A 19,325-nucleotide genomic window follows, 5' to 3' on the forward strand; every position below is an offset into this window, starting at 1 on the left:
GGCACCACGGGGTGCCTCCCCCTGAGGGTCAGGCCGCGCAGGAGGTGGACTTGGCGGGCACCTTGCCGTCCAGCAGGTACGCGTCCACCGCATCCATGATGCAGCCGTTGCCCGTCGCGTACGACCCGTGCCCCTCACCCTCGTAGGTGATCAGGACGCCCGTCTTGAGCTGGTCGGTGAACCGCGTCGCCCACTTGTACGGCGTGGCAGGGTCGCCCTTGCCGCCGACCACCACGATGGGTCCCGAGCCGGAGGCGTCGATGCGCTCGGCCGCTTTGTCCCCCTTGACCGGCCAGAGGGCGCAAGGGGGGAGAGCCGAGTCCTCGCCTGACATCGGCGAGAAGATCTTCTCTACCCGCTCGTTGGTCTTGGCGGCCTCGGCCGCGGTGGGTCGTTCGGCGGTGTCGGCGCAGTCGATCGCCTGCTGGCTCGTCATCGAGGTCGTGTACGTCCCGTCCGCTTTGCGACCCGTGTACAAGTCCGCGAACGTGAGCAGCATGTTGCCGTCCCCCTTGACCGCTGCCGCCAGACCCTCCTCCAGCGACGGCCAGCCATCCTTGGTATACAGCGGGGTGATGAGGCCGAGCTGGGCCAGCCCGAAAGTGAGCTCCCGGTCACCCGCCTTCAGCGGCTTGGTCCTGAGCCCGTCGAACAGGGTCTTCACCCTCTGTTCCACGGCGGCCGGGTCGGCTCCCAGGTCGCAGCCCTGCGCCACGCAGTCCTTGGCGAACGCCTTGAACGACTGGTAGAACCCCTCTGCCTGGGTCACCGTCCGTTCCGCCCAGGTGACCCTGGGGTCGATGGGGCTGTCCAGAACGAAGCGGCCGACGTTCTTGGGGAAGTGGGCGGCGTACACGCCGCCGAGGTGCGTGCCGTACGAGATGCCGAAGTAGTCGAGCTTCTTGTCGCCGAGCGCGACCCTGAGCAGGTCAAGGTCCTTGGCGGCGTTCACGGTGCCGACATACGGCAGGACCTTGCCCGAGTCCTTTCGGCACGCCGCCACGTACTCCTTGGTCAGCCGTTCGGCGTCGGCCTCCGGCCCCGCGCCGAGGAACTTGTCGAGGCGGCTGCCGCACTTGACGCCGGCGCTGCGCTCGACGCCTCTCGGGTCGAAGCTGACCAGGTCGTAGCGAGTGCCAAGGCTCGCGAATAACTGGGCCATCTGCGCCAGTGCGTCCACGCCCGAAGCGCCGGGTCCGCCGAAGTTGAAGACCAGCGAGCCGCGGCGGTCGCCGGTGGCCTTGACGCGGATGAGCGCGAGGTCGATCTTGTCGCCGTCCGGCTTGGCGTGGTCGAGCGGGACCTTGATCGTGCCGCATTCGACGCCGCGGCCGGCGGCGATCGGCTTGCCCGTCTCGTCGATGAGGTCGGTGCACTTGCCCCAGGCGACCGTGCCCTGCTCCCGTGCGGGCCGGTCAGCCGTGCCACATCCGGCGAGGACCGCCGCGGGCAGGAGGAATGTCACTATGGCCTTCTTCATGCCGACAAGCATGCTGAAGCCGGGATACGCCGAAGTAGTGAGTGGAAACACGACATCCGCGTGACTTTGGCGGAGATCGATAGATGACGAATGTCAGTGTCAGCGTGGGCGGCGTACGAACCACATGCCGAAGAGCCCGAACCCGATCCCGGTCACGCAGGTCCAGATCCACCACGTGTTCTCGGGAGCGGGACGGAAGATCAGCAGAGCGATCAGCGCGACGGCCCACACCGCGGTGCCGACCGCGACGGCGGCCGTGTCGTTGGTCTTGATCGGCTCCGGATCGGGGTGCCATTGCTTCACGTTGTCCAGCCTAGCTTGCAATAGGGTCTCGATCTCATCACCGACTCTTTTCCCAGCTCATCGCGACTGTCACTGTTCGCGTCGTGAGCGACACTCGTAACGCTATCGACCGCTTCTTCCAAATCTCCCAACGAGGCTCGACCGTCTCCCGTGAGGTGCGGGGCGGCCTGGCCACGTTCTTCACCATGGCTTACATCGTGGTGCTGAACCCCATCATCATTGCCAACGGCACGGACGTGCAGAAGCAGGTCATCGGTGACGGCACGACGCCCAACGTGGCGCTCGTCGCCGCCGGGACGGCTTTCGTGGCGGGCATCCTGACGATCCTCATGGGCGTCGTCGGCAGGGTGCCGTTCGCGATGGCGGCGGGCCTGGGCCTGAACGCCTTCGTCACCTTCAACATCGCCAGCGTGATGACCTGGGAAGAGGCCATGGGCCTGGTCTTCCTCGAAGGCGTCATCATCGCCGTCCTGGTGCTGACCGGGCTCAGGACGGCGGTCTTCCACGCCATCCCGGCCCAGCTCAAGACCGCCATCAGCGTGGGCATCGGCCTGTTCATCGCCTTGATCGGCTTCGTGGACGCCGGGTTCGTGCGCCGGGTGCCGGCCGGGCCGCCGCTGGAGATGGGCATCGGGGGCGCCCTGACCTCGTGGCCGATCTTCGTGTTCGTGGTCGGCCTGCTCGTCACTGCCGTGATGGTGGCGCGCAAGGTCAAGGGCGCCATCCTGATCGGCATCGTCGGCACCACCGTGCTGGCGATCGTGGTGGAGCTGATCACCAAGTCCGGCCAGGTCTCGGACAAGAACCCCGGGGGCTGGCAGCTGAACGTGCCGAAGGTCCCCGACGAGATCTTCGGCTTCCACAACCCGCTCACGCTGTTCACGGAGTTCGACCCGTTCGGCGCGTTCAGCCGGATCTCGGTGCTGCTGGCCGTGCTGTTCGTCTTCACCCTGCTCATCACGGACTTCTTCGACACCATGGGCACCATCGTGGGCGTCGGCCGCCAGGCGGGCCTGGTGCAGGAGGACGGCACGCTGCCGCGTACCAGGGAGATCCTGCTCGTCGACTCGATCGGCGCGGCGGCCGGCGGCGCGGGCTCCGTCTCCTCCAACACCACCTACATCGAGTCGGCCGCAGGCGTCGGCGAGGGCGCGCGCACCGGTCTGGCCAGCGTGGTCACCGGGTTGCTGTTCCTCGTGGCGATCTTCTTCGCGCCGCTCGTCAAGGTCGTCCCGTACGAGGCCGCCGCGCCCGCGCTGGTCGTGGTCGGCTTCCTGATGATGACCTCGATCCGCGACATCGACTGGGACGACTTCGAGGTCGCGATCCCGGCGTTCCTCACCGTCGTGATCATGCCGTTCACGTACTCGATCTCCAACGGCATCGGCGCCGGCTTCATCAGCTACGTGCTGATCAAGGTCGTGCGGGGCAAGGCGCGCGAGATCCACCCGCTGCTGTGGGGGGTCACGATCCTGTTCGTCCTGTACTTCGCGATCGGGCCGATCCGGGTGCTCTTCGGCGTCTGAGCACGCCCCCGAAGCCGCCCTGCGCGTGCGGGGCGGCTTCGAGGTACCAAGGAGGTACCAGATATTTGCTTTCGGAAATTTCTCGACATGCCGTATAGTTAGCAAAGGTAATGACACATGCTAACCAACACCCAGCCCAAGACGGACCTGCGCAGCGACGCAGGCCTGGCTTCAGCCCTGCGCGTCTCAATGGCAAGGCTGACCAGGCGCCTACGACGACAGGCGGCAGCCCACTCGCTGACTCCCACGCAGTTCGCGACGCTCGCCGAGATCGAGCGCAGGAGCTCTCGACGAGAGAGCGAGGGACGAGCCAACGAGGAGAGAAGCGGGCGCGACAATCAGCAGGCACGGCATTCCGGGATAACCCCCGGCGAATTGGCCGAGCTCGAGAAGGTTCAGCCCCCCTCGATGACGCGCGTGATCGCCGCCCTCGAGGAGCGCGGCCTGGTCTCGCGCAGCCCGCACCCGACCGACCGGCGACAGGTGACCGTGACGATCACCGAGGCCGCCGAGAAGCTGCTGAAGGAGGAGCGACGCCGCAAGGAGGCGTGGCTGACGCAGCGGCTGAAGGAGCTCTCGCCGGAGGAGCGGTCGGTGCTTCGGCAGGCGGCGCCGATTCTGGAGAAGCTCAGCAGGATATAGAGCCTGAAGAACCCAAGACCGGGATGTTCCGGTCGCTCAGGATTCCTAACTACCGCATGTTCGCGGCCGGTGGCATCGTCTCCAACGTCGGCACCTGGCTGCAGCGCACCGCCCAGGACTGGCTGGTGCTCGACCTCACCCACGGCAGCGCGGCGGCGCTCGGAACGGCGACCGCGCTGCAGTTCCTGCCGATGCTGATCTTCGGGATGTTCGGCGGCGTGCTCGCCGACCGCTACCCCAAGCGGCCCATCCTCATCGCCGCCCAGTCGCTCATGGCCACCCTGGCCCTCACCATCGGCGTGCTCACCATGACGGGCTCGGCCCAGGTCTGGCACGTGTACGTGATGGCGTTCCTGCTCGGCCTGATCTCCTGCGTCGAGGTGCCCACGCGGCAGGCGTTCGTGGTCGAGATGGTCGGCCGGCGAGACCTGTCCAACGCCATCGCGCTGAACAGCTCCATCTTCAACCTCGCTCGCGTGGTCGGCCCGGCGCTCGCCGGTGTGCTGATCTACGTGCTCGGCGGCACGGGCCCCATCTTCCTGATCAACGCGACGACCTTCGGCGCGGTGATCTCCAGCCTGGTCTTCATGCGCAAGTCCGAGCTGAACCCCACCGAACCCGTGCCCAGGGCCAAGGGCCAGCTCCGCGAGGGGCTGCGGTACGTGATCGAGCGCGAAGAGCTGCTCATGCCGGTGCTGCTGATCGGGTTCGTGTCGATGTTCTCGCAGTCGTTCTCGATGTCGATCGCGCTCATGGCCCGCGAGGTGTTCAAGGCCGGGGCGTCCTCGTTCGGGCTGGCCTCCAGCATGTTCGCGGTGGGCGCGCTCGGCGGCGCGCTGCTCGCGGCGCGCCGGGCACGCCTGTCACGCAAGGTGCTGATGGCCGGGGCGCTCGGCTTCGGGCTCTTCCAGATCGCCACCGGGCTGGCCCCGTTCTATCCCGTCTACCTGCTGCTGCTGATCCCGACCGGGATCGCGCTGATCACCATCAACACGGCCGCGAATGCCAGCGTCCAGATCGCCACGTCGCCGGACATGCGGGGCCGGGTCATGGGGATCTACATGCTGGTCTTCACCGGCGGGGCCCCCGTGGGCGCGCCGCTGATCGGCTGGCTGTCCGAGCTGGGCGGGCCGCGGGCGGGCGTGATCCTGTCCGGCGTGCTGGTGCTGGTCGGCACCGGGCTGGCGGTGCTGGTGACGCGCCTGATCAGCGCCCGCGTCGCGAAGCCCGCGCTCGCCGTCGCCTGAGCCCCACCCTGGGGCTCGGGGCGACGCGCGGGCAGGGGAGAATCAAGTCGTATGAGGCTGTTCGCGGCGCTGGTGCCGCCCGACGAGGTCCTGGACGAGATCTCGCGCGCCATCGCGCCGCACGTCGGGCAGGTGCCGGGGCTGCGCTGGCCGGATCGCGCCACCTGGCACATCACGCTGGGCTTCTTCGGCGAGGTGCCCGAGCAGGTGCTGCCCGAGCTGGAGGAGCGCCTGTCCCGCGCCGTACGCCGCTACAGCGTCCTCGACCTCGCCTTCGCCGGCTTCGGCGCCTTCTCCTCCGCCCGCCGGGCCAGGGTCTTCTGGGTGGGCGTCACGGGCGACTCCATGACCAGGCTGGCGGACTCCGTCAAGGCGGGCGCCCGGCGGGCCGGGGCCGCGCAGACCGATGAGAAACGGTTCCACCCGCATCTCACGCTCGCCCGCGCCAAGACGGAGACGGACCTGCGCCCGCTGGTCGAGTCGCTGTCCGAGTTCAGCGGCTCGCCGTGGCGGGCGGAGCAGGTCCGTCTCGTCCGAAGTCACGCAGGACCCCAGGTGAGGTACGAGTCACTCGCCGAATGGGCGCTGGCACCCTCCGGGCAGAGCTAGGCTCCAGACCGTGGATCGTCCTCGCAGTTGGCTGCTGCCCATTGTGCTCGGCCTGCTCCTGCTCATCGTCGTCATCGGCGCCCTGGTGAGCTGACCTACCAGGCGTAGTCCTCCGGGGCCGTCTTGTGGCCGGGGAAGATCTCGTCGATGCGGGCCAGCGTGGCCTCGTCGAGGTCGATCTCCAGGGTGCGCAGGCTGCCCTCGAGCTGCTCCAGGGTGCGCGGGCCGATGATCGGCGCGGCCACCGCCCGCTGCTTGAGCAGCCAGGCCAGGGCCACGTACGCCGGGTCCTCGCCCAGCTCGTCGCAGAGCTTCTCGTACTGCTCGATCTTGTCGCGGTGCTTGTCGAGCTGCTTGACCATGTGCTCGGAGGCCGAACGGCCCTTGTCGATCTTGCGCAGCACGCCGCCGAGCAGGCCGCCGGCCAGCGGGCTCCACGGGATCACGCCGAGCCCGTAGTCCTCGCACGCGGGCAGCACTTCCAGCTCGACCGTGCGGGTGAGCAGGTTGTAGTGGGACTGCTCGCTGATGAGGCCGTTGACGTTGCGCCGGGCGGCCGCCTCCTGGGCCTTGGCGATGTGCCAGCCGGCGAAGTTGGACGACCCGACGTAAATGATCTTGCCCTGCTGGCGCAGGACGTCCATCGCCTCCCAGAACTCCTCGTACGGGGTGTCCCGGTCGACGTGGTGCGCCTGGTAGATGTCGATGTAGTCGGTCTGCAGCCGCTTCAGCGAGGCGTCGCAGGCCCTGCGGATGTTCAGTGCGGACAGCTTCTGGTCGTTGGGCCAGTCGCTCATCTTGCCGTTGAGCTTCGTCGCGATGACGGTCTTCTCCCGGCGCCCGCCGCCCTGGGCGAACCACCGGCCGATGATCTGCTCGGTGATGCCCTCGCCCAGCTTCCAGCCGTACACGTTGGCCGTGTCGAAGAAGTTGATCCCCAGCTCCAGGGCCCGGTCCATGATCGCGAAGGAGTCTTCCTCCGAGGTCAGGGGGCCGAAGTTCATGGTGCCGAGGCAGAGCGGACTCACCTGGAGGCCACTGCGTCCGAGGTTGACGTAATCCATGACTCAACCCTAAAGACCTGGAGTGCACTCCAGGCCATACACCAGGTTCATGATCTTGAATGGAGCGCCGACGGTCATCCGCGCTTCATGATCGCTTTACTTCGCGCCGCCGTGGCGGTGGCCAACGGGCTCCTGGTGGTGCTCCAGGGCACCGGCTTCCACCGCCACAGCGCCAAGGTGGGGCAGGTCCTCGTCGGCTAGAACCCCGGGACGATGAGGTCGCCCGACCAGGCCTTGTATGTGTACTCGGCGAGCTTGCGGATCCGGCCGGTGTTGACGTCGATCGCGTACGTGACCTCGCCCAGCGTGGGCACACCGTCCTTCTTGCCCCCCCAGGACATGTCGCGCAGCACGTCGCTGAGCACCACTTCCGTGGGGCTGTGCCAGCCGCCGATCCGCGGGAAGCGGAAGCCCTCCGGGACGTCGGTGAACTTGGCCCTGGACAGGACCTTGCCGGTGGTGAGGTCGAGCGTGACGATCGTGTCGAAGTCGTGGGTCACGACGTGGTCCTTGACCTCCTGGCCGTCGAGATAGACCAGCGTCCGCCCGTCCGCGGACAGCTCGCCGACCTGCGGCGAGGTCTGGTTCAATGGCGTCACCTTCCCGTCGTCGAACAGCCCCAGCCGGTCCTTGCCGTCGCTGACCACGACCGGGCTCCCGCCGTTGCCGATCCGCCGCACGTGCCACCCCTTGGGGATCTCGGCCACCTGGCCCGTCTCCATGTCCACCACGGAGTTCGTCCGACTCGGCAGGCCGAGAAAGCGCCCGTCAGGGGAGAGGATCAGTAGCGTCCCGTTCTTCACCATCGTCTCCCGCGTGACAGTCTGCGGGGTGAGCCAGATCCGGCCGTCCGCCAGGTCCCGGACCGCGAACTTCTGGTCCTTCTCGCTGTAGTACGCCACCCGCTTCCCGTCCGAGGAGATCGCCAGGGGGCCACCGGTGTTCATGTAGTTCTCGGGGACCTGCTCGGTGTACACGCTGAGCGCCTCGGGCATCCGGAAGCTCCCGCCGGTGCGGGTCACCAGCCGCCACTGGGCGCATTCCTGGCCGGCGAAGGTGTGGGTGTTCTTCCGGTAGTCCCACTGCCTGCCGCAGAAGTCGTAGTACGCGTACGCGGCCGGATCCACGCCGGAGGCGGGCAGTACGTTCGCGATCTCGCCGCTGGTCATCGAGGCGCCGTTCGGGGTGGTGATCAGGACGGTGGCCGTGAGCGCCGCCGCGACCAGCGACGCCACCGCAGAGCCGAGCGTCGCCGCCTTCCGCCTGCGCGCCCCCCGTACGACCCGCTCGGCCAGATCGACCTCGGGCGCCTGGGCGGCGATCAGCTGGAGCTCGTCACGGAACCTGGTCATCGGTGGACCTCCTCAGGATCGACGTCGTGGAGCAGATCGGCCAGCTCGGGGGCGAGCACGCGTAAGCGGCCGAGCGCGTGGCTGGTCTGGCTCTTGACCGTGCCGGGCGAGCAGCCGAGCAGGTCGGCGGTCTCGTCGATGCTGCGGTCCTCGTAGTACCGCAGCACCAGCACGGCCCGTTGCCGCGGCGTCAGGCGCATGAGGGCCTGCTGCAGCGTCATCCGGTGCAGGCTCTCGTCCCCGGGGTCGCGCCCGGCCTGGGTCTCCGGCGGCAGCGCGGTGAGCGTCTCCGCACGCCTGCGCCGCCGCCAGGAGATGTGCTCGTTGACGAGCGCCCTGCGTACGTACGCCTCCGGATTGCCGTCTTTCGCCAGCTTCCTCCAGTGCCTGGCCGTACGCATCAGAACGGTCTGCAGCAGGTCCTCGGCCTGCGGGGCGTCGCCGGTGAGCAGGTACGCGGTGCGCATCAGCGCGTGCTGGCGGCCGCGGACGAACTCCTTGAAGCCCTCATATGGGTCCATGCGTCTCCTTTCACTCGCTATCAACGCGGACACGAGCGGCGGCGTTGGAGGTCAGCCTTGGAGGGCGACTCGTGGGGCATGATGTCGGAGTGGGGGATGGAGTGATGAGGGCGCTGGCCGCCGCGGGGGCCGTGACGATGGCCACCTGCGCGTTGTTCGCTGTTCCCGCCCGTGCGGCGGTGGCGGACGAGGGGATGGAGAGGCTTTTCACCTTCAAGGACCCCAAGATCACGGAGTCCAGCGGGCTGGCCGTCTCGCCGACGCACAAGGGCATCTATTACACGCACAACGACAGCGCCGCCAGCCCCACCTTCTACGCCGTGGACGGCAAGGGGCGCACGCGGGCCACCTTCCAGGTGCAAGGCGCCCAGGCGAGAGACTGGGAGGCCATGGCCGCCACCAAGGACCCGGCCACGGGGCAGGCCACGCTGTGGTTCGCGGACATCGGCGACAACCTGAACGGGGCCTGGCCGGACATCTCGATCTACCGCGTGGTGGAGCCGCAGACCCTCAAGGACGCCACCCTGCCCGCGACCCGCTACCGCTTCCGCTACGCCGACGGCGGCCGCAACGCGGAAGGCATCATGATCAACCCTCGGACGGGCCGCCTCTACGTGGTGTCCAAGGAGTTCGCGGGGTCCGTCTACGCCGCGCCGAAGAAGCTCCGCACCGACAAGACGAACGTCCTGCGCAAGGTGGCCGTCGCGCCCCTCATGGCCACGGACGCCGCCTACGCCCCGGACGGCTCCTCGTACGTCGTCCGCACCTACTTCTCCGCCACCATCTACAGCTCGTCGGGCAAGATGATCACCAGGGTGTCGATGCCGGAGCTGAAGCAGGCGGAGTCGATCGCGTACACCGCGGACGGCAAGTCCCTCCTCACGGGCTCGGAGGGGGCCCAGAGCCCGGTCTACCGCGTCACGATTCCCGCGGCCGCCCGTCCTGCCACCACCCCCAGCCCGACGTCGGCGGCGCCGCAGACGCCCGCACAGGACGCGGGCGCGGCGTCCCGGGCGGCCGTCGACGCGGGCGCGACCGGGTTAAGCATCAAGGACATCCTGATCTGGGTCGCCGCCGCCGCGACCGCCGTCGGCACCATCACCTTCATCGCCCGCCGCACCCGCTGACCCCGCCCCCGTCGAGTACGTATCGAGGATCAATCGTGAAACGCGATCGTTCCGATGAAAAACATGCGTTGGACTCATTGATCCCCCATCCCCGAGGCTGTCGGCATGACGGCGATGAGACCTCATCCGGACGGCCGCCTGTCGCGCGGGCTGCTCCTGCTCATGTCAGTGGCGACCGGGCTGGCGGTCGCCGGTAACTACTTCGCGCAGCCGCTGCTCGACCTGATCGGCCGGGAGCTGGAACTCGGGCCGTCGCAGGCGGCGCTGGTGGTGACGGCCGCGCAGGGCGGGTACGCGCTGGGGCTGATCCTGCTGGTGCCGCTCGGCGATCTGGTGGAGCGGCGGCGGCTGGCGGTGTCGCTCTACGCGGCGACCGCGGTGTTCCTGCTGGTGTCGGCCACCGCTCCCAACGGCACGGTGCTCCTGGCCGGTGCCGCACTGACCGCGCTGGCCTCGGTGGGGGCGCAGGTCGTGGTGCCGTTCGCGGCCACGCTGGCGGGCCCGGCCGAGCGCGGCCGGGTGGTCGGCACCGTGATGACCGGGCTGATGCTCGGGCTGCTGCTGGCGCGCACCGCGTCCGGCGTGCTGTCGGAGCTGGGCGGGTGGCGGACGGTCTACTGGGCGAACGCGGCACTGATGGCGCTGATGGCCGTGCTGCTGCGCGTCTTCCTGCCCCGGCTCGGCGGGGACGGCGGAGGCCTGACCTACCTCGGACTGCTGCGCTCGACGGTGGCGATGTTCCGGCACGAGCCGCTGCTGCGGTGGCGGGCGGGTATCGGCGCGTTGAGCCTCGCCTCGTTCAGCGTGCTGTGGACGGCGCTGACCTTCCTGCTGTCGCGGTCGCCGTACGACTGGCCGGAGTCGGCCATCGGCCTGTTCGGGCTGGTCGGCGTCGTGGGCGCGCTGACCGCCACGGTGGCGGGGCGGCTGGCCGACCGCGGATACGTACAGGTCGTGACCGGTGCCGGGACGGTGCTGCTGGTGGCGTCCTGGCTCGCGCTCGCGGCGGGGGCGCAGTCCCTGATCTGGCTGCTCGCCGGCGTGCTCGTGCTGGACCTGGCGCATCAGGCGGTGCTCAACAGCAGCCAGAACGTCCTCTTCGCGCTGCGGCCCGAGGCCCGCAACCGGATCAACTCCGCCTTCCTGACCGTCTTCTTCGCCGGGGGCGCGGTGGGGTCCGCGCTGGCGTCCGTGGTCTGGGTGCGCGGCGGCTGGACCGGCGTGTTCGTCCTGGGCGTCGCCCTGTCGGCCGGGACCGTCGTGCTCTGGGCCCTGGAACGCATCACCCTCGACCGGCCGGCGGGCAAGCCCCCCAAGACCGTGCTCCCTGCCCCCGTTACCGCCAAAGGAGAATGAGCGTGTCACGCACCGTACTGATCACCGGGGCCACCGGGACCGTGTCCACCGCGCTGATCGACGCGCTGGAAGCAGCCGAGGTGGATCTTCGGGCTCTCGTCCGTGACGAGTCCGGAGCGGCCGGCCTGTTCGAGCGGGGCGCCGAGGTCTTCGTCGGTGATCTCGACGACGCCCGGTCGCTGCCGCCCGCCTTCGAGGGCGTGCAGGACGTGTGGCTGCTGACCCCGAACGGCCCGCGCGCCCCGGAGCACAGCATGAACGCCGTGTGGGCGGCCCGCCAGGCCGGTGTGGAGCGCGTCGTCCGCCTGTCCGTCGTCGGTGCGGCGCACGACGCGCCGAACCGCAGCGGCAGGCTGCACGCGCTGTCCGACCGGGAGCTCGAACGGCAGGGCATGCGCTGGACGATCCTGCGTCCGCACTGGTTCATGCAGAACCTGCTGAACGAGGCGGGCGACATCGCCGCCACCGGCACGTTCTCGCTGAACCTGGCCTCGGCGCGGATCGGCATGATCGACGTACGCGACATCGCCGAGTGCGCGGCCCGCGTGCTCCTCGATGACCCGGAGCGTCACCACGGCGAGACGTACACGCTGACCGGGCCGCGCTCACTGACGTTCGACGAGGTCGCCGGCCAACTGGGGCTCGCTCTCGGCAGGCCCGTCACGTACCTGCCGATCGGCGACGACGCCAAGCGCAAGACGCTGCTCGGCTACGGCGTCCCGAAGTGGATCGTCGACATGCTGGAGGAGTACGCGCAGGCGTACGCCTGCGGCTGGGGCGACTTCACCACCGACACGGTCGTGGACCTGCTCGGCCGCCCGCCGCGCGACATCGCCGAATTCGCCCGCGACCACGCCACGGCGTTCACCTCGACCGGAGACGACAGATGACGAGATCGATCAGGGCCCTTGACGCGATCCTCGCCGCGCTCGCGCCGGCCGTCACCATGGGCGGCCCCGCCGGAGCGACCGCGGACCGGCGGGCCGGGGGACTTGGGGGTTGATCGCGTTTTGTGCTCGATCGACTACTATCAGTCGTCATCCTGATGATCGAGCAACCAGTAGGGGTGGCCGCCCGTGTGGCAGCGTGATTTCGTGCCTCAGGGCAGAGGCGGGAGAGGCCACGCCCTGATGACCCGGGCAGGTGTGACGATCGCCGATCACGGGCGGCTGGTGACGGCGATCTGGCTGGCCGTGGCCGCGCTGTCGCTGGTCCTGCTCCCGCAGTTGCAGCAGCGGCTGAAGCCGCCCGCCTGGGAGATCGAGGGCTCCCCGTCGCAGCGGGCCACGGCCATGCTGGCACGCGAATTCCCCGGCCTGGGCGCCGAGCGGATGGTGCTGGCGTTCGACTCGCCGAGGTGGGTCGCCTCGGACCCGCGCTACCGCCGCGCGGTCGCCGCCACGGCCGGCGCGCTGGCCGCCCGTCCCGAGATCGGCGCCGTCCACCGGATGCGGCCCCTGCCCGGGCAGGATCCGCGCCACGCGTACGTGACGGCGGGCGTCTCCGGCGACGAGGCCGGCCGCCGTCAACGGCTGGACACCCAGCGGGCCGCCGTGCGCGACGCCGTACGGCAGGCGTCCGCGGGCGCCGTCACGGTCACGCCGGTCAGCACGAGCGCGACGTACGAGGAGCTCAACCGCGCCGGAATCGACGACCTGCGCACCGCCGAGATCGTCACCGTCCCCGCGGCCCTGCTGATCCTCGTGCTCGGCCTGGGCGCGGTGGGCGCCGCCGTCGTCCCGCTGCTCGTGGCCGCGGCGGCGATCCTGGCCAGCCTGGCCGTGCTGGCCGGGATCGCGGCGCCGGCCGGGGTCGACTCGACGGTGGTCACCGTCATCTGCACCCTCTGCCTCGGGCTGGGCCTCGACTACACCCTGCTGATCATGTTGCGTTACCGCCAGGCCCGAGCCGGCGGCGACGACCCCCGGACGGCCGTGGGCGGGGCCATGGCGACCGCGGGATCAACGGTGGCCTGGTGCGCGGTCGCGATCCTGCTCGCCTGCGCGAGCCTGTTCGTCGTCCCCGCGCCCGTCGTGCGGACCATAGCCGTGGCGAGCATGCTCGGCACGGCCATCACGATGACGGCCGCCCTGACGCTCCTGCCGGCGCTGCTGCCGAAACTGGATCGCCTGCTCGGCTGGGGACGCCTGCCCCGGCGGCGCCGGGCGGGGACGACGCCGAGGTGGGTGACCTGGGCACGGCACCTGATGCGCCGCCCGTGGCGCTACGTTCTCGGCGTGACCTCCGTCATGCTGCTGGCCGCGGCCCCGGTCGCGGGCCTCCGGCTGGGCATGCACTACGAGAGCTCCTCCATCGCGCACTCCGACCTCGGGCGGGCGCTGGCCCGGATGGAGAGCGACGGGCTGGCGAGCACGACGACGCTCGCCCTGCCGCGCCAGAACGGGGCCGCGCCGGTCGAGACGCGCGCGCTGGTGGCCGCGCTGCGCGCGGACCCGCGCGTGGCGCAGGTCACGGTCATGGACAACGGCCGGAACCTGACCGTGCTGTCCGTCGTCGAACGCCACGCGCCCGACAGCGCCCACTCCGCCGCTCTGCAGCAGCACATGCGCGATCTCGCCCGCCGGCATCTCCCGCCGGGCCAGGAGACGCTGGCGGCGGGGGCGGCGGCGCTGCTCGCCGACCTGGCCGAGGAGTTCCGCACTCGCCTGTGGCAGGTGCTCGCGCTGGTGCTGGGCTGCTCGTTCGTGCTGCTCATGCTGATGTTCCGCAGCCTGCTGATCCCGGTCAAGGCCATCTGCATGAACCTGCTGTCGATCGGCGCGGCCTTCGGGCTGCTCACCCTGCTGTTCCAGCACGTGGGTGCGGCGGGGACGGTGAACGTGGCCCTGCCGCTGCTCGCCTTCACCCTGGTGTTCGGGCTGTCGCTCGACTACGAGGTCTTCCTCACCCATCGCATCGCCGAGCACCACCGGGCCACCGGCGACAACACCGAGGCGGTGATCGAAGGCATCCGGCACACCGCCCATCCCATCACGCTGGCCGCCGCCGTCATGGCCACCACGTTCTTCGGCCTGCTGCTCACCCATCGGGCGGATCACCAGCAGGCCGGGTTCGCCGTCGGCGCGGCCATCATCCTCGACGCGACGCTCGTCCGCATGGTCCTGGTGCCGGCGCTCATGCGGCTGTTCGGCGAGCGCAACTGGTGGCTGCCCCGGCTGCGGTCGCGGCGCGTGCGTCAGGTGGTGGTCGCGGAATAGACGCGCTTGATGAACGGGCGCTCGAAGAGGTAGTAGAAGGCGTAGATGCCGATCTGGTAGAGCGCCGCGCAGGCCAGGCCCTCCAGCGAGCGCGACCAGAGGGCCCAGCCGTAGGCGTGCAGGTTGCCGACGCTGTACATCGGGTTGCTCAGGTAGCGGTAGGGGCCGGAGGTGACGAACTGGCCGGGGGAGGCCGTGCCGCGGAACATGTCGTGGCAGTAGTAGGTGTCCAGCCCCGCCACGTACCCGGCCCAGGTCTTGCACGTGAGTCCGGCCGCCATGAACGCCGCGCCCGCCAGGTAGCTGGCCCAGACCGGCATAGCCGAGGGAAGGCTGTCGCCGAAGGCGTAGACGACGACGCCCTGCGCGAAGCCCTGGTTGCAGAACAGCACGCCGAGACCTGTCTCGTAGATCGGCATGGCGCGCGCCTCGCCGAAGCGGCCGAGGAGCCTGCGCCGCCCCGGGCCGCCGAGCACCAGGCTCAGCCCGCCGTAGTACAGGATCCAGACCGCGACCGCGTACCAGCAGGCGAGGGACGGTGTGACGGCAGGCAGGACGGCGAGGTAGTGCAGCGCGAGCATCCCCGCGAACAGGGCGACGCGCGCCACGCGGTGAGAGCCGTCCAGCCGCAGCCCGGACATGCCGAGGCTGACGACCACGAACCGCCGCACCGCCGAGGCGCGGTCGACTGAGACGAGCATGTGACACCCTTCGATGGATCGTCAGGAACGAGAACGTCAGCGGCGGCGCGCGACGACGAGGCAGTCCTCGCCGGGCGAGTTGGAGATCGCCCTCCACCGGACCGGCTCATCGGGGGCCTTGGCGGGGGACAGGGCGAGCGTGCGGGTGAAGACCCGCAGAAACGCCTTCATCTGCATGATGCCCAGGTGGTCTCCCAGACAGGTGTGGGAGCCGCCGCCGAACGGCATCCAGCCGTAACCGCCCGGCCGCCTGTCGAGCCAGCGTTCGGGCCGGAAGGCCGTGGCATCGGGATAGAGGACGGGATCGTGATGCAACGACCGCAGATGAACGATGATCGTGGTGCCCGGCGACAGCACGCGACCGCCCAGCTCGAACGGGCGTCTCACCGCGCGGCCGAAGAAGGCCACGGGAGGCCGCACGCGCAACGCCTCGTACGCCACCGCCCCGGCGTAGACGTCCGCCGCCGCTTCGTCGCTCTCGTCGGTCAGCCGGCGCAGCGCGTCGGGGTGGCGCACCAGGCGCTCGAATGCCCACGCCAGCCCTGTGGCGGTGGTGGTGCGGGCACCGGCGATGATGCTCATCACCTGGTCACGGACCGCCTGGTCGGTCAGCCGCGCGCCACGCTCGTCGCGGGCGCGCAGCAACGCTCCCAGCAGGTCGTCTCCCTCGTCGCCGCGCCGCCGCCGGCCGATCTCGTCGTAGATCAGCCGGTCGCAGGCCGTCTTCGCGCGGTGGTAGGACCGCCACAGAGCGAGCCCTCCGACCTGCCGCAGGCAGTAGCGCACGGTGATCTCGTAGGAGTCGGCCCGCCGGAACAGCTCGCGCAGCGGCCCCTGCCAGGCGGGACCGGGACCCACGGTGATCGCCAGGATGGCCTCCATCAACGCCAGGTGCAGCAGCGGCCGCAGGGCGAACGGCGTGCCGATCGGGCACTCGTCGGCGACCCGCTGGGCGAGCTGCTCCGTCGCGGCGCGCAGGCGCAGTGACACCTGCTCGCGGACGGCCGGCGCCATGATCGTCCGGAGCCGGCGGTGCTCCGGGCCCTCCAGCCGGGCGAGCCCCTGCGGGCCGATGACCGGCTCCTGAACGCGGTTGGCCGCCGAGGAGTCGATGACGTCGGCGGGGGCTCGGCAGACGTCCCTGACCAGGGTCGGATCGGCCAGCATGACGGCCTTGCCCACACCTGGGATCCAGAGGCCGAACATGCCTTCGGTCCGGCCGAACATCCGGTCGAAGACCCGATCGCCTGCGATCAGGGCAGCGAGCATGACACCGCTGCCGATCCACGGCTCCCACACCGGAACCGCTGCTCGATGGGGCACTGGCCCTCCATGACGGTCGTGGCTCGACGGGGGATCAGCGACGCCCGCCGCCCGGAACGGCATCGGCGGAGGCCGGCGAACCCGGACCCAGCCGGCCGAAGGCGGCGGCCACGGCCTCCAGGATCCGATCCACCTGGGCGTCGGTATGGGCGGCGGTCACGCTCAGCCGCAGCACGGACCTCCCACCGGGGACGCTCGGCGGGAGCATGGCATTGGCCAGCACCCCCTGGTCGAACAGGTCCTTCCACAGGCGGCAGCACAACACGGCGTCGCCGACCTCCAGCGGCACGGTCGGGGTCTGCGCCGCGGACAAGGGAAACCCGAGCGCGGCCAGCCCGGAGCGCAGGCGCCGGGCGGCGGCCATGACCCGCAGACGGCGTTCCGGCTCGGCGCGGATGACGTCGAGCGCGGCCAGCGCCGCCGCGGTGCACGACGGCGACAGGGACGCGGAGAACATCGCCGCCCGGGCGCGATGGCGCAGGAAGTCGATGACCTGCGCCGGCCCCGTCACGGCGCCGCCGACGGTGCCGAAGCACTTGGAGAACGTCAGGGTCTGCACGTCGATCGCCGACTGCCGCCCGAGCAGTTCGGCGGCGCCCCGGCCGCCCGCGCCCAGCAGCCCCACGTCGTGCGCGCTGTCCAGGATGACGCGGGCGCCGTGCCGGATCGCGAGGTCGGCGACGCCGGGCAGGTCGCCCAGATCCCCGGTGACCGAGAACATGCCCTCGGTGAGGATCAGCAGGCCGGCGGCGGGGTCGGCGGCCGCCAGGAGTTCGGCGAGATGCGCCATGTCGTTGTGCCGGTAACGCTGGAGCCCGGCCTGCCCCAGCCGGAGGGCCTCGATGAGCGAGGCGTGGACGTGCCGATCGGCGAGCACCACGTCGCCGCCTCCGAACAGCGGGCTGAGCGCCAGGTTGGCCTGATAGCCGGTGGAGACCACCATCGCCGCCTCGTGCCCGAGGAAGTCCGCGAGCTCGCCTTCCAGCCTCCGGTGCGACTCCAGGGTGCCGTTGAGGACGCGGGAGCCGGAATTGCCGGTGCCGAGGCGTCGCAGGGCCTCGGCGCCGGCCGCCTTCAGGCGGGGATCGTCCGACAGGGCGAGGTAGTCGTTGGAGCCCGCCATGAGCACGCGACGGCCGTCGATGATCACTTCACCGTCGCCCAGGCGCTCGTGAACCGGCTGATAGAAGGGATAGATCCCCTCGGCCAGCAACGCCGGCACCTCCTGAGGCGGCCGGCATTTGGCGAAGGCGTCGGTCATGGAGAGGCTCCCGGTGGGTGTTCCGCGCTCGTCGATCAAGTTTAATAACTTATAGTAATTGAACCTCTCCGTAGAGTAATGATTGCTCAATGTGCCACTGACCGATGAGGAGCACGCATGAGTGACGAGGAAGTCTTCCAAGAGCTGCGTTCGATCTGCGCGAAGATTCTCACGGTCGATCCCGCGCTCCTCTCGCGGGACGTGGACCTGCGCGAGGAGCTGGAGGCCGACAGCCTCGACATGGCCGAGATCGCCGCGGCCATGGAGGACCGCTTCAAGCTCACCGTCGACCTCGACACCGCCCAGCAGGCGCGCACGCTCGCCGACGTGGTCGCGCTCCTCCAGGCCGCCGGCGCATGACCGGCTCGCGCGTCCGGGTGGCCGTGACTGGCCTGGGCGTCCGCACACCCGCCGGCAACCAGATCAAGGAGTTCTGGGAGACGGTGGTGGCGGGCCGCTCCTGCGCCCGTACGATCACCTCCCCTGGCTTCGGCGGGCTGCCCGTCGACTTCGCCTGCCAGGTCTCCGACCTGTCCGCGTCCGGATATGTGACGCCCAAGCAGGAGCGCCGGATGGACCGCGCGACGCTGCTGGCCGTGTGCGCCGCCGCCGACGCGGTCTCCGACGCCGGCCCGGCGCAGGTCCCGCCCGAACGCCGCGCCGTCGTGACCGGGACCGGGCTGGCCGGCAACGAGACCGGCGAGGCCACGCTGCTGGGCCACGACGGCCGCGGCGATCCCAGCGCTCTGTACGTGCCGAAGGTGATGCACAACGCCGCCGCGGCGTTCATCAGCATGCGCCATCGCCTGCTGGGCCCCAGCCTGACGATCTCCACGGCCTGCGCCTCCGGCGGTCATGCCGTCGGAGAGGGGCTGCGCCTGCTCCGCGAGGGCTCGGCCGACATGGTGCTGGCCGGTGGCGCCGAGGCGTGCGTGTCGCCGACCATCCTGCTCGCCTTCCACCGCTGCGGCGCCCTGTCGCAGCGTAAGGCCGAGCCGGAACGCGCCTCGCGGCCGTTCGACGCCGAGCGCGACGGCTTCGTGCTGGCCGAGGGCGCCGCCTTCGTCGTGCTGGAACGCCTGGAGGACGCGGTGCGGCGCGGCGCCCGCGTGTACGCGGAGCTGGCCGGATACGGCCGCACCTCCGACGCGTACCATCTGACGATGCCCGACCCCGACGGGGACGGCGCCGAGCGCTGCATCCGGCAGGCCCTGGCCGACGCCCGCGGTTCGGCGGGGGACGTCGTGCACGTCAACGCGCACGGCAGCGGCACCCCGCTCAACGACGCCACCGAGGCCAAGGTGATCGCCCGGCTGTTCGGGCCCGGCCGGGTGCCGGTGACCTCGACCAAGAGCGTCCTCGGCCACGCCATCGGCGCCGCCGGGGCCATCGAGGCCGTCGTGAGCGTGCTGACGCTGCACGAGCGCCTGGTCCCGCCCACGATCAACCTCGACTCGCAAGATCCCTCGTGCGAGATCGACGTGCCGCGCGAGCCGCGGCCGCTCGTCCCCGGCGCCGTGGTGTCGAACTCGTTCGCCTTCGGAGGTCACAATGCCAGCCTCGTCTTCACCCCGGCTCCTTCCTGACGGCGCGAA

At 70.2% G+C, this 19,325-nt stretch carries 18 protein-coding genes; 10 read left to right on the forward strand and 8 right to left on the reverse strand.

Going from position 1 to position 19,325, the window contains the following annotated elements:
- Positions 1-28 precede the first annotated feature (28 nt).
- Positions 29-1,480, reverse strand: a complete 1,452-nt coding sequence (locus tag ACIBQ1_RS52990; RefSeq protein WP_397290105.1) for an alpha/beta hydrolase — start codon at positions 1,478-1,480, stop codon at positions 29-31.
- Between the two features lie 99 nt (positions 1,481-1,579).
- Complete coding sequence (locus tag ACIBQ1_RS52995) at positions 1,580-1,783, reverse strand: DUF2530 domain-containing protein (protein WP_397290107.1); 204 nt, start codon at positions 1,781-1,783, stop codon at positions 1,580-1,582.
- An 83-nt stretch (positions 1,784-1,866) separates the two neighbouring features.
- Here ACIBQ1_RS52995 and ACIBQ1_RS53000 point away from each other — a divergent pair, with 83 nt between their 5' ends.
- The 4 genes from ACIBQ1_RS53000 (at position 1,867) to thpR (ending at position 5,807) form a co-directional block, all read left to right on the forward strand.
- Positions 1,867-3,309, forward strand: coding sequence for an NCS2 family permease (locus ACIBQ1_RS53000; protein WP_397290109.1), 1,443 nt, complete (start codon positions 1,867-1,869; stop codon positions 3,307-3,309).
- A gap of 117 nt (positions 3,310-3,426) precedes the next feature.
- Positions 3,427-3,951, forward strand: coding sequence for a MarR family winged helix-turn-helix transcriptional regulator (locus ACIBQ1_RS53005; protein ID WP_397290111.1), 525 nt, complete (start codon positions 3,427-3,429; stop codon positions 3,949-3,951).
- Positions 3,952-3,974: 23 nt separating this feature from the next.
- Complete coding sequence (locus ACIBQ1_RS53010) at positions 3,975-5,198, forward strand: MFS transporter (protein ID WP_397290113.1); 1,224 nt, start codon at positions 3,975-3,977, stop codon at positions 5,196-5,198.
- A gap of 51 nt (positions 5,199-5,249) precedes the next feature.
- On the forward strand, positions 5,250-5,807 hold the full coding sequence (gene thpR / locus ACIBQ1_RS53015) for an RNA 2',3'-cyclic phosphodiesterase (RefSeq protein WP_397290115.1): 558 nt from the start codon (positions 5,250-5,252) through the stop codon (positions 5,805-5,807).
- 95 nt (positions 5,808-5,902) lie between these two features.
- Here thpR and ACIBQ1_RS53020 read toward each other — a convergent pair whose 3' ends face one another.
- The 3 genes from ACIBQ1_RS53020 to ACIBQ1_RS53030 all read right to left on the reverse strand — a co-directional run bounded on the left by ACIBQ1_RS53020 (position 5,903) and on the right by ACIBQ1_RS53030 (position 8,744).
- A complete protein-coding gene (locus ACIBQ1_RS53020) occupies positions 5,903-6,871 on the reverse strand; it encodes an aldo/keto reductase (protein WP_397290117.1) in 969 nt (322 codons plus the stop codon).
- A 197-nt stretch (positions 6,872-7,068) separates the two neighbouring features.
- Positions 7,069-8,223 (reverse strand): hypothetical protein, encoded by a 1,155-nt coding sequence (locus ACIBQ1_RS53025; protein ID WP_397290119.1) that lies wholly within the window; start codon positions 8,221-8,223, stop codon positions 7,069-7,071.
- Positions 8,220-8,744 (reverse strand): SigE family RNA polymerase sigma factor, encoded by a 525-nt coding sequence (locus ACIBQ1_RS53030; protein WP_397290121.1) that lies wholly within the window; start codon positions 8,742-8,744, stop codon positions 8,220-8,222. The genes ACIBQ1_RS53025 and ACIBQ1_RS53030 overlap by 4 nt, the downstream gene beginning before the upstream one ends.
- 104 nt (positions 8,745-8,848) lie before the next feature.
- Between ACIBQ1_RS53030 and ACIBQ1_RS53035 the strand changes: the two genes are divergently transcribed.
- From ACIBQ1_RS53035 to ACIBQ1_RS53050, 4 genes are all read left to right on the forward strand, one after another.
- Complete coding sequence (locus ACIBQ1_RS53035) at positions 8,849-9,871, forward strand: hypothetical protein (protein ID WP_397290123.1); 1,023 nt, start codon at positions 8,849-8,851, stop codon at positions 9,869-9,871.
- 114 nt (positions 9,872-9,985) lie between these two features.
- Positions 9,986-11,227: an MFS transporter gene (locus tag ACIBQ1_RS53040; protein WP_397290125.1), complete on the forward strand. Its 1,242-nt coding sequence runs from the start codon at positions 9,986-9,988 to the stop codon at positions 11,225-11,227.
- A gap of 2 nt (positions 11,228-11,229) precedes the next feature.
- Positions 11,230-12,117, forward strand: coding sequence for an SDR family oxidoreductase (locus ACIBQ1_RS53045; protein ID WP_397290127.1), 888 nt, complete (start codon positions 11,230-11,232; stop codon positions 12,115-12,117).
- 240 nt (positions 12,118-12,357) lie between these two features.
- Positions 12,358-14,445: an MMPL family transporter gene (locus ACIBQ1_RS53050; RefSeq protein ID WP_397290128.1), complete on the forward strand. Its 2,088-nt coding sequence runs from the start codon at positions 12,358-12,360 to the stop codon at positions 14,443-14,445.
- On the opposite strand, the gene ACIBQ1_RS53055 is transcribed toward ACIBQ1_RS53050, so the two are convergent.
- Genes ACIBQ1_RS53055 through ACIBQ1_RS53065 form a run of 3 tightly spaced genes read right to left on the reverse strand, consistent with a single transcriptional unit; the run spans position 14,424 to position 17,730 of the window.
- On the reverse strand, positions 14,424-15,146 hold the full coding sequence (locus tag ACIBQ1_RS53055; protein ID WP_397290130.1) for a PEMT/PEM2 family methyltransferase: 723 nt from the start codon (positions 15,144-15,146) through the stop codon (positions 14,424-14,426). The two genes, ACIBQ1_RS53050 and ACIBQ1_RS53055, sit on opposite strands and share 22 nt — an antisense overlap.
- Positions 15,147-15,182: 36 nt before the next feature.
- Positions 15,183-16,469 carry a cytochrome P450 gene (locus ACIBQ1_RS53060; RefSeq protein WP_397290132.1) on the reverse strand — a complete coding sequence of 429 codons (1,287 nt, stop codon included), beginning with the start codon at positions 16,467-16,469 and terminating at the stop codon, positions 15,183-15,185.
- 34 nt (positions 16,470-16,503) lie between these two features.
- Positions 16,504-17,730, reverse strand: coding sequence for an aminotransferase class I/II-fold pyridoxal phosphate-dependent enzyme (locus ACIBQ1_RS53065; RefSeq protein ID WP_397290133.1), 1,227 nt, complete (start codon positions 17,728-17,730; stop codon positions 16,504-16,506).
- 117 nt (positions 17,731-17,847) lie between these two features.
- Between ACIBQ1_RS53065 and ACIBQ1_RS53070 the strand changes: the two genes are divergently transcribed.
- Positions 17,848-18,090, forward strand: coding sequence for an acyl carrier protein (locus ACIBQ1_RS53070; protein WP_397290135.1), 243 nt, complete (start codon positions 17,848-17,850; stop codon positions 18,088-18,090).
- Positions 18,087-19,316, forward strand: a complete 1,230-nt coding sequence (locus ACIBQ1_RS53075; protein ID WP_397290137.1) for a beta-ketoacyl-[acyl-carrier-protein] synthase family protein — start codon at positions 18,087-18,089, stop codon at positions 19,314-19,316. Before ACIBQ1_RS53070 ends, ACIBQ1_RS53075 begins: the two co-directional genes overlap by 4 nt.
- The last annotated feature ends 9 nt before the right edge of the window (positions 19,317-19,325 follow it).

It is taken from the genome of Nonomuraea sp. NPDC050153 (genome assembly GCF_044460125.1).
GTDB lineage: Bacteria > Actinomycetota > Actinomycetes > Streptosporangiales > Streptosporangiaceae > Nonomuraea.

Excerpts from the sequence above, each read along its gene's own strand:
- ACIBQ1_RS52990 (WP_397290105.1), bottom strand. The coding sequence starts at position 1,480 with ATGAAGAAGGCCATAGTGACATTCCTCCTGCCCGCGGCGGTCCTCGCC.
- ACIBQ1_RS53005 (WP_397290111.1), top strand. The coding sequence starts at position 3,427 with ATGCTAACCAACACCCAGCCCAAGACGGACCTGCGCAGCGACGCAGGC.
- ACIBQ1_RS53010 (WP_397290113.1), top strand. The coding sequence starts at position 3,975 with ATGTTCCGGTCGCTCAGGATTCCTAACTACCGCATGTTCGCGGCCGGT.
- thpR (WP_397290115.1), top strand. The coding sequence starts at position 5,250 with ATGAGGCTGTTCGCGGCGCTGGTGCCGCCCGACGAGGTCCTGGACGAG.
- ACIBQ1_RS53020 (WP_397290117.1), bottom strand. The coding sequence starts at position 6,871 with ATGGATTACGTCAACCTCGGACGCAGTGGCCTCCAGGTGAGTCCGCTC.
- ACIBQ1_RS53025 (WP_397290119.1), bottom strand. The coding sequence starts at position 8,223 with ATGACCAGGTTCCGTGACGAGCTCCAGCTGATCGCCGCCCAGGCGCCC.
- ACIBQ1_RS53030 (WP_397290121.1), bottom strand. The coding sequence starts at position 8,744 with ATGGACCCATATGAGGGCTTCAAGGAGTTCGTCCGCGGCCGCCAGCAC.
- ACIBQ1_RS53035 (WP_397290123.1), top strand. The coding sequence starts at position 8,849 with ATGAGGGCGCTGGCCGCCGCGGGGGCCGTGACGATGGCCACCTGCGCG.
- ACIBQ1_RS53040 (WP_397290125.1), top strand. The coding sequence starts at position 9,986 with ATGAGACCTCATCCGGACGGCCGCCTGTCGCGCGGGCTGCTCCTGCTC.
- ACIBQ1_RS53050 (WP_397290128.1), top strand. The coding sequence starts at position 12,358 with ATGACCCGGGCAGGTGTGACGATCGCCGATCACGGGCGGCTGGTGACG.
- ACIBQ1_RS53055 (WP_397290130.1), bottom strand. The coding sequence starts at position 15,146 with ATGCTCGTCTCAGTCGACCGCGCCTCGGCGGTGCGGCGGTTCGTGGTC.
- ACIBQ1_RS53065 (WP_397290133.1), bottom strand. The coding sequence starts at position 17,730 with ATGACCGACGCCTTCGCCAAATGCCGGCCGCCTCAGGAGGTGCCGGCG.
- ACIBQ1_RS53070 (WP_397290135.1), top strand. The coding sequence starts at position 17,848 with ATGAGTGACGAGGAAGTCTTCCAAGAGCTGCGTTCGATCTGCGCGAAG.
- ACIBQ1_RS53075 (WP_397290137.1), top strand. The coding sequence starts at position 18,087 with ATGACCGGCTCGCGCGTCCGGGTGGCCGTGACTGGCCTGGGCGTCCGC.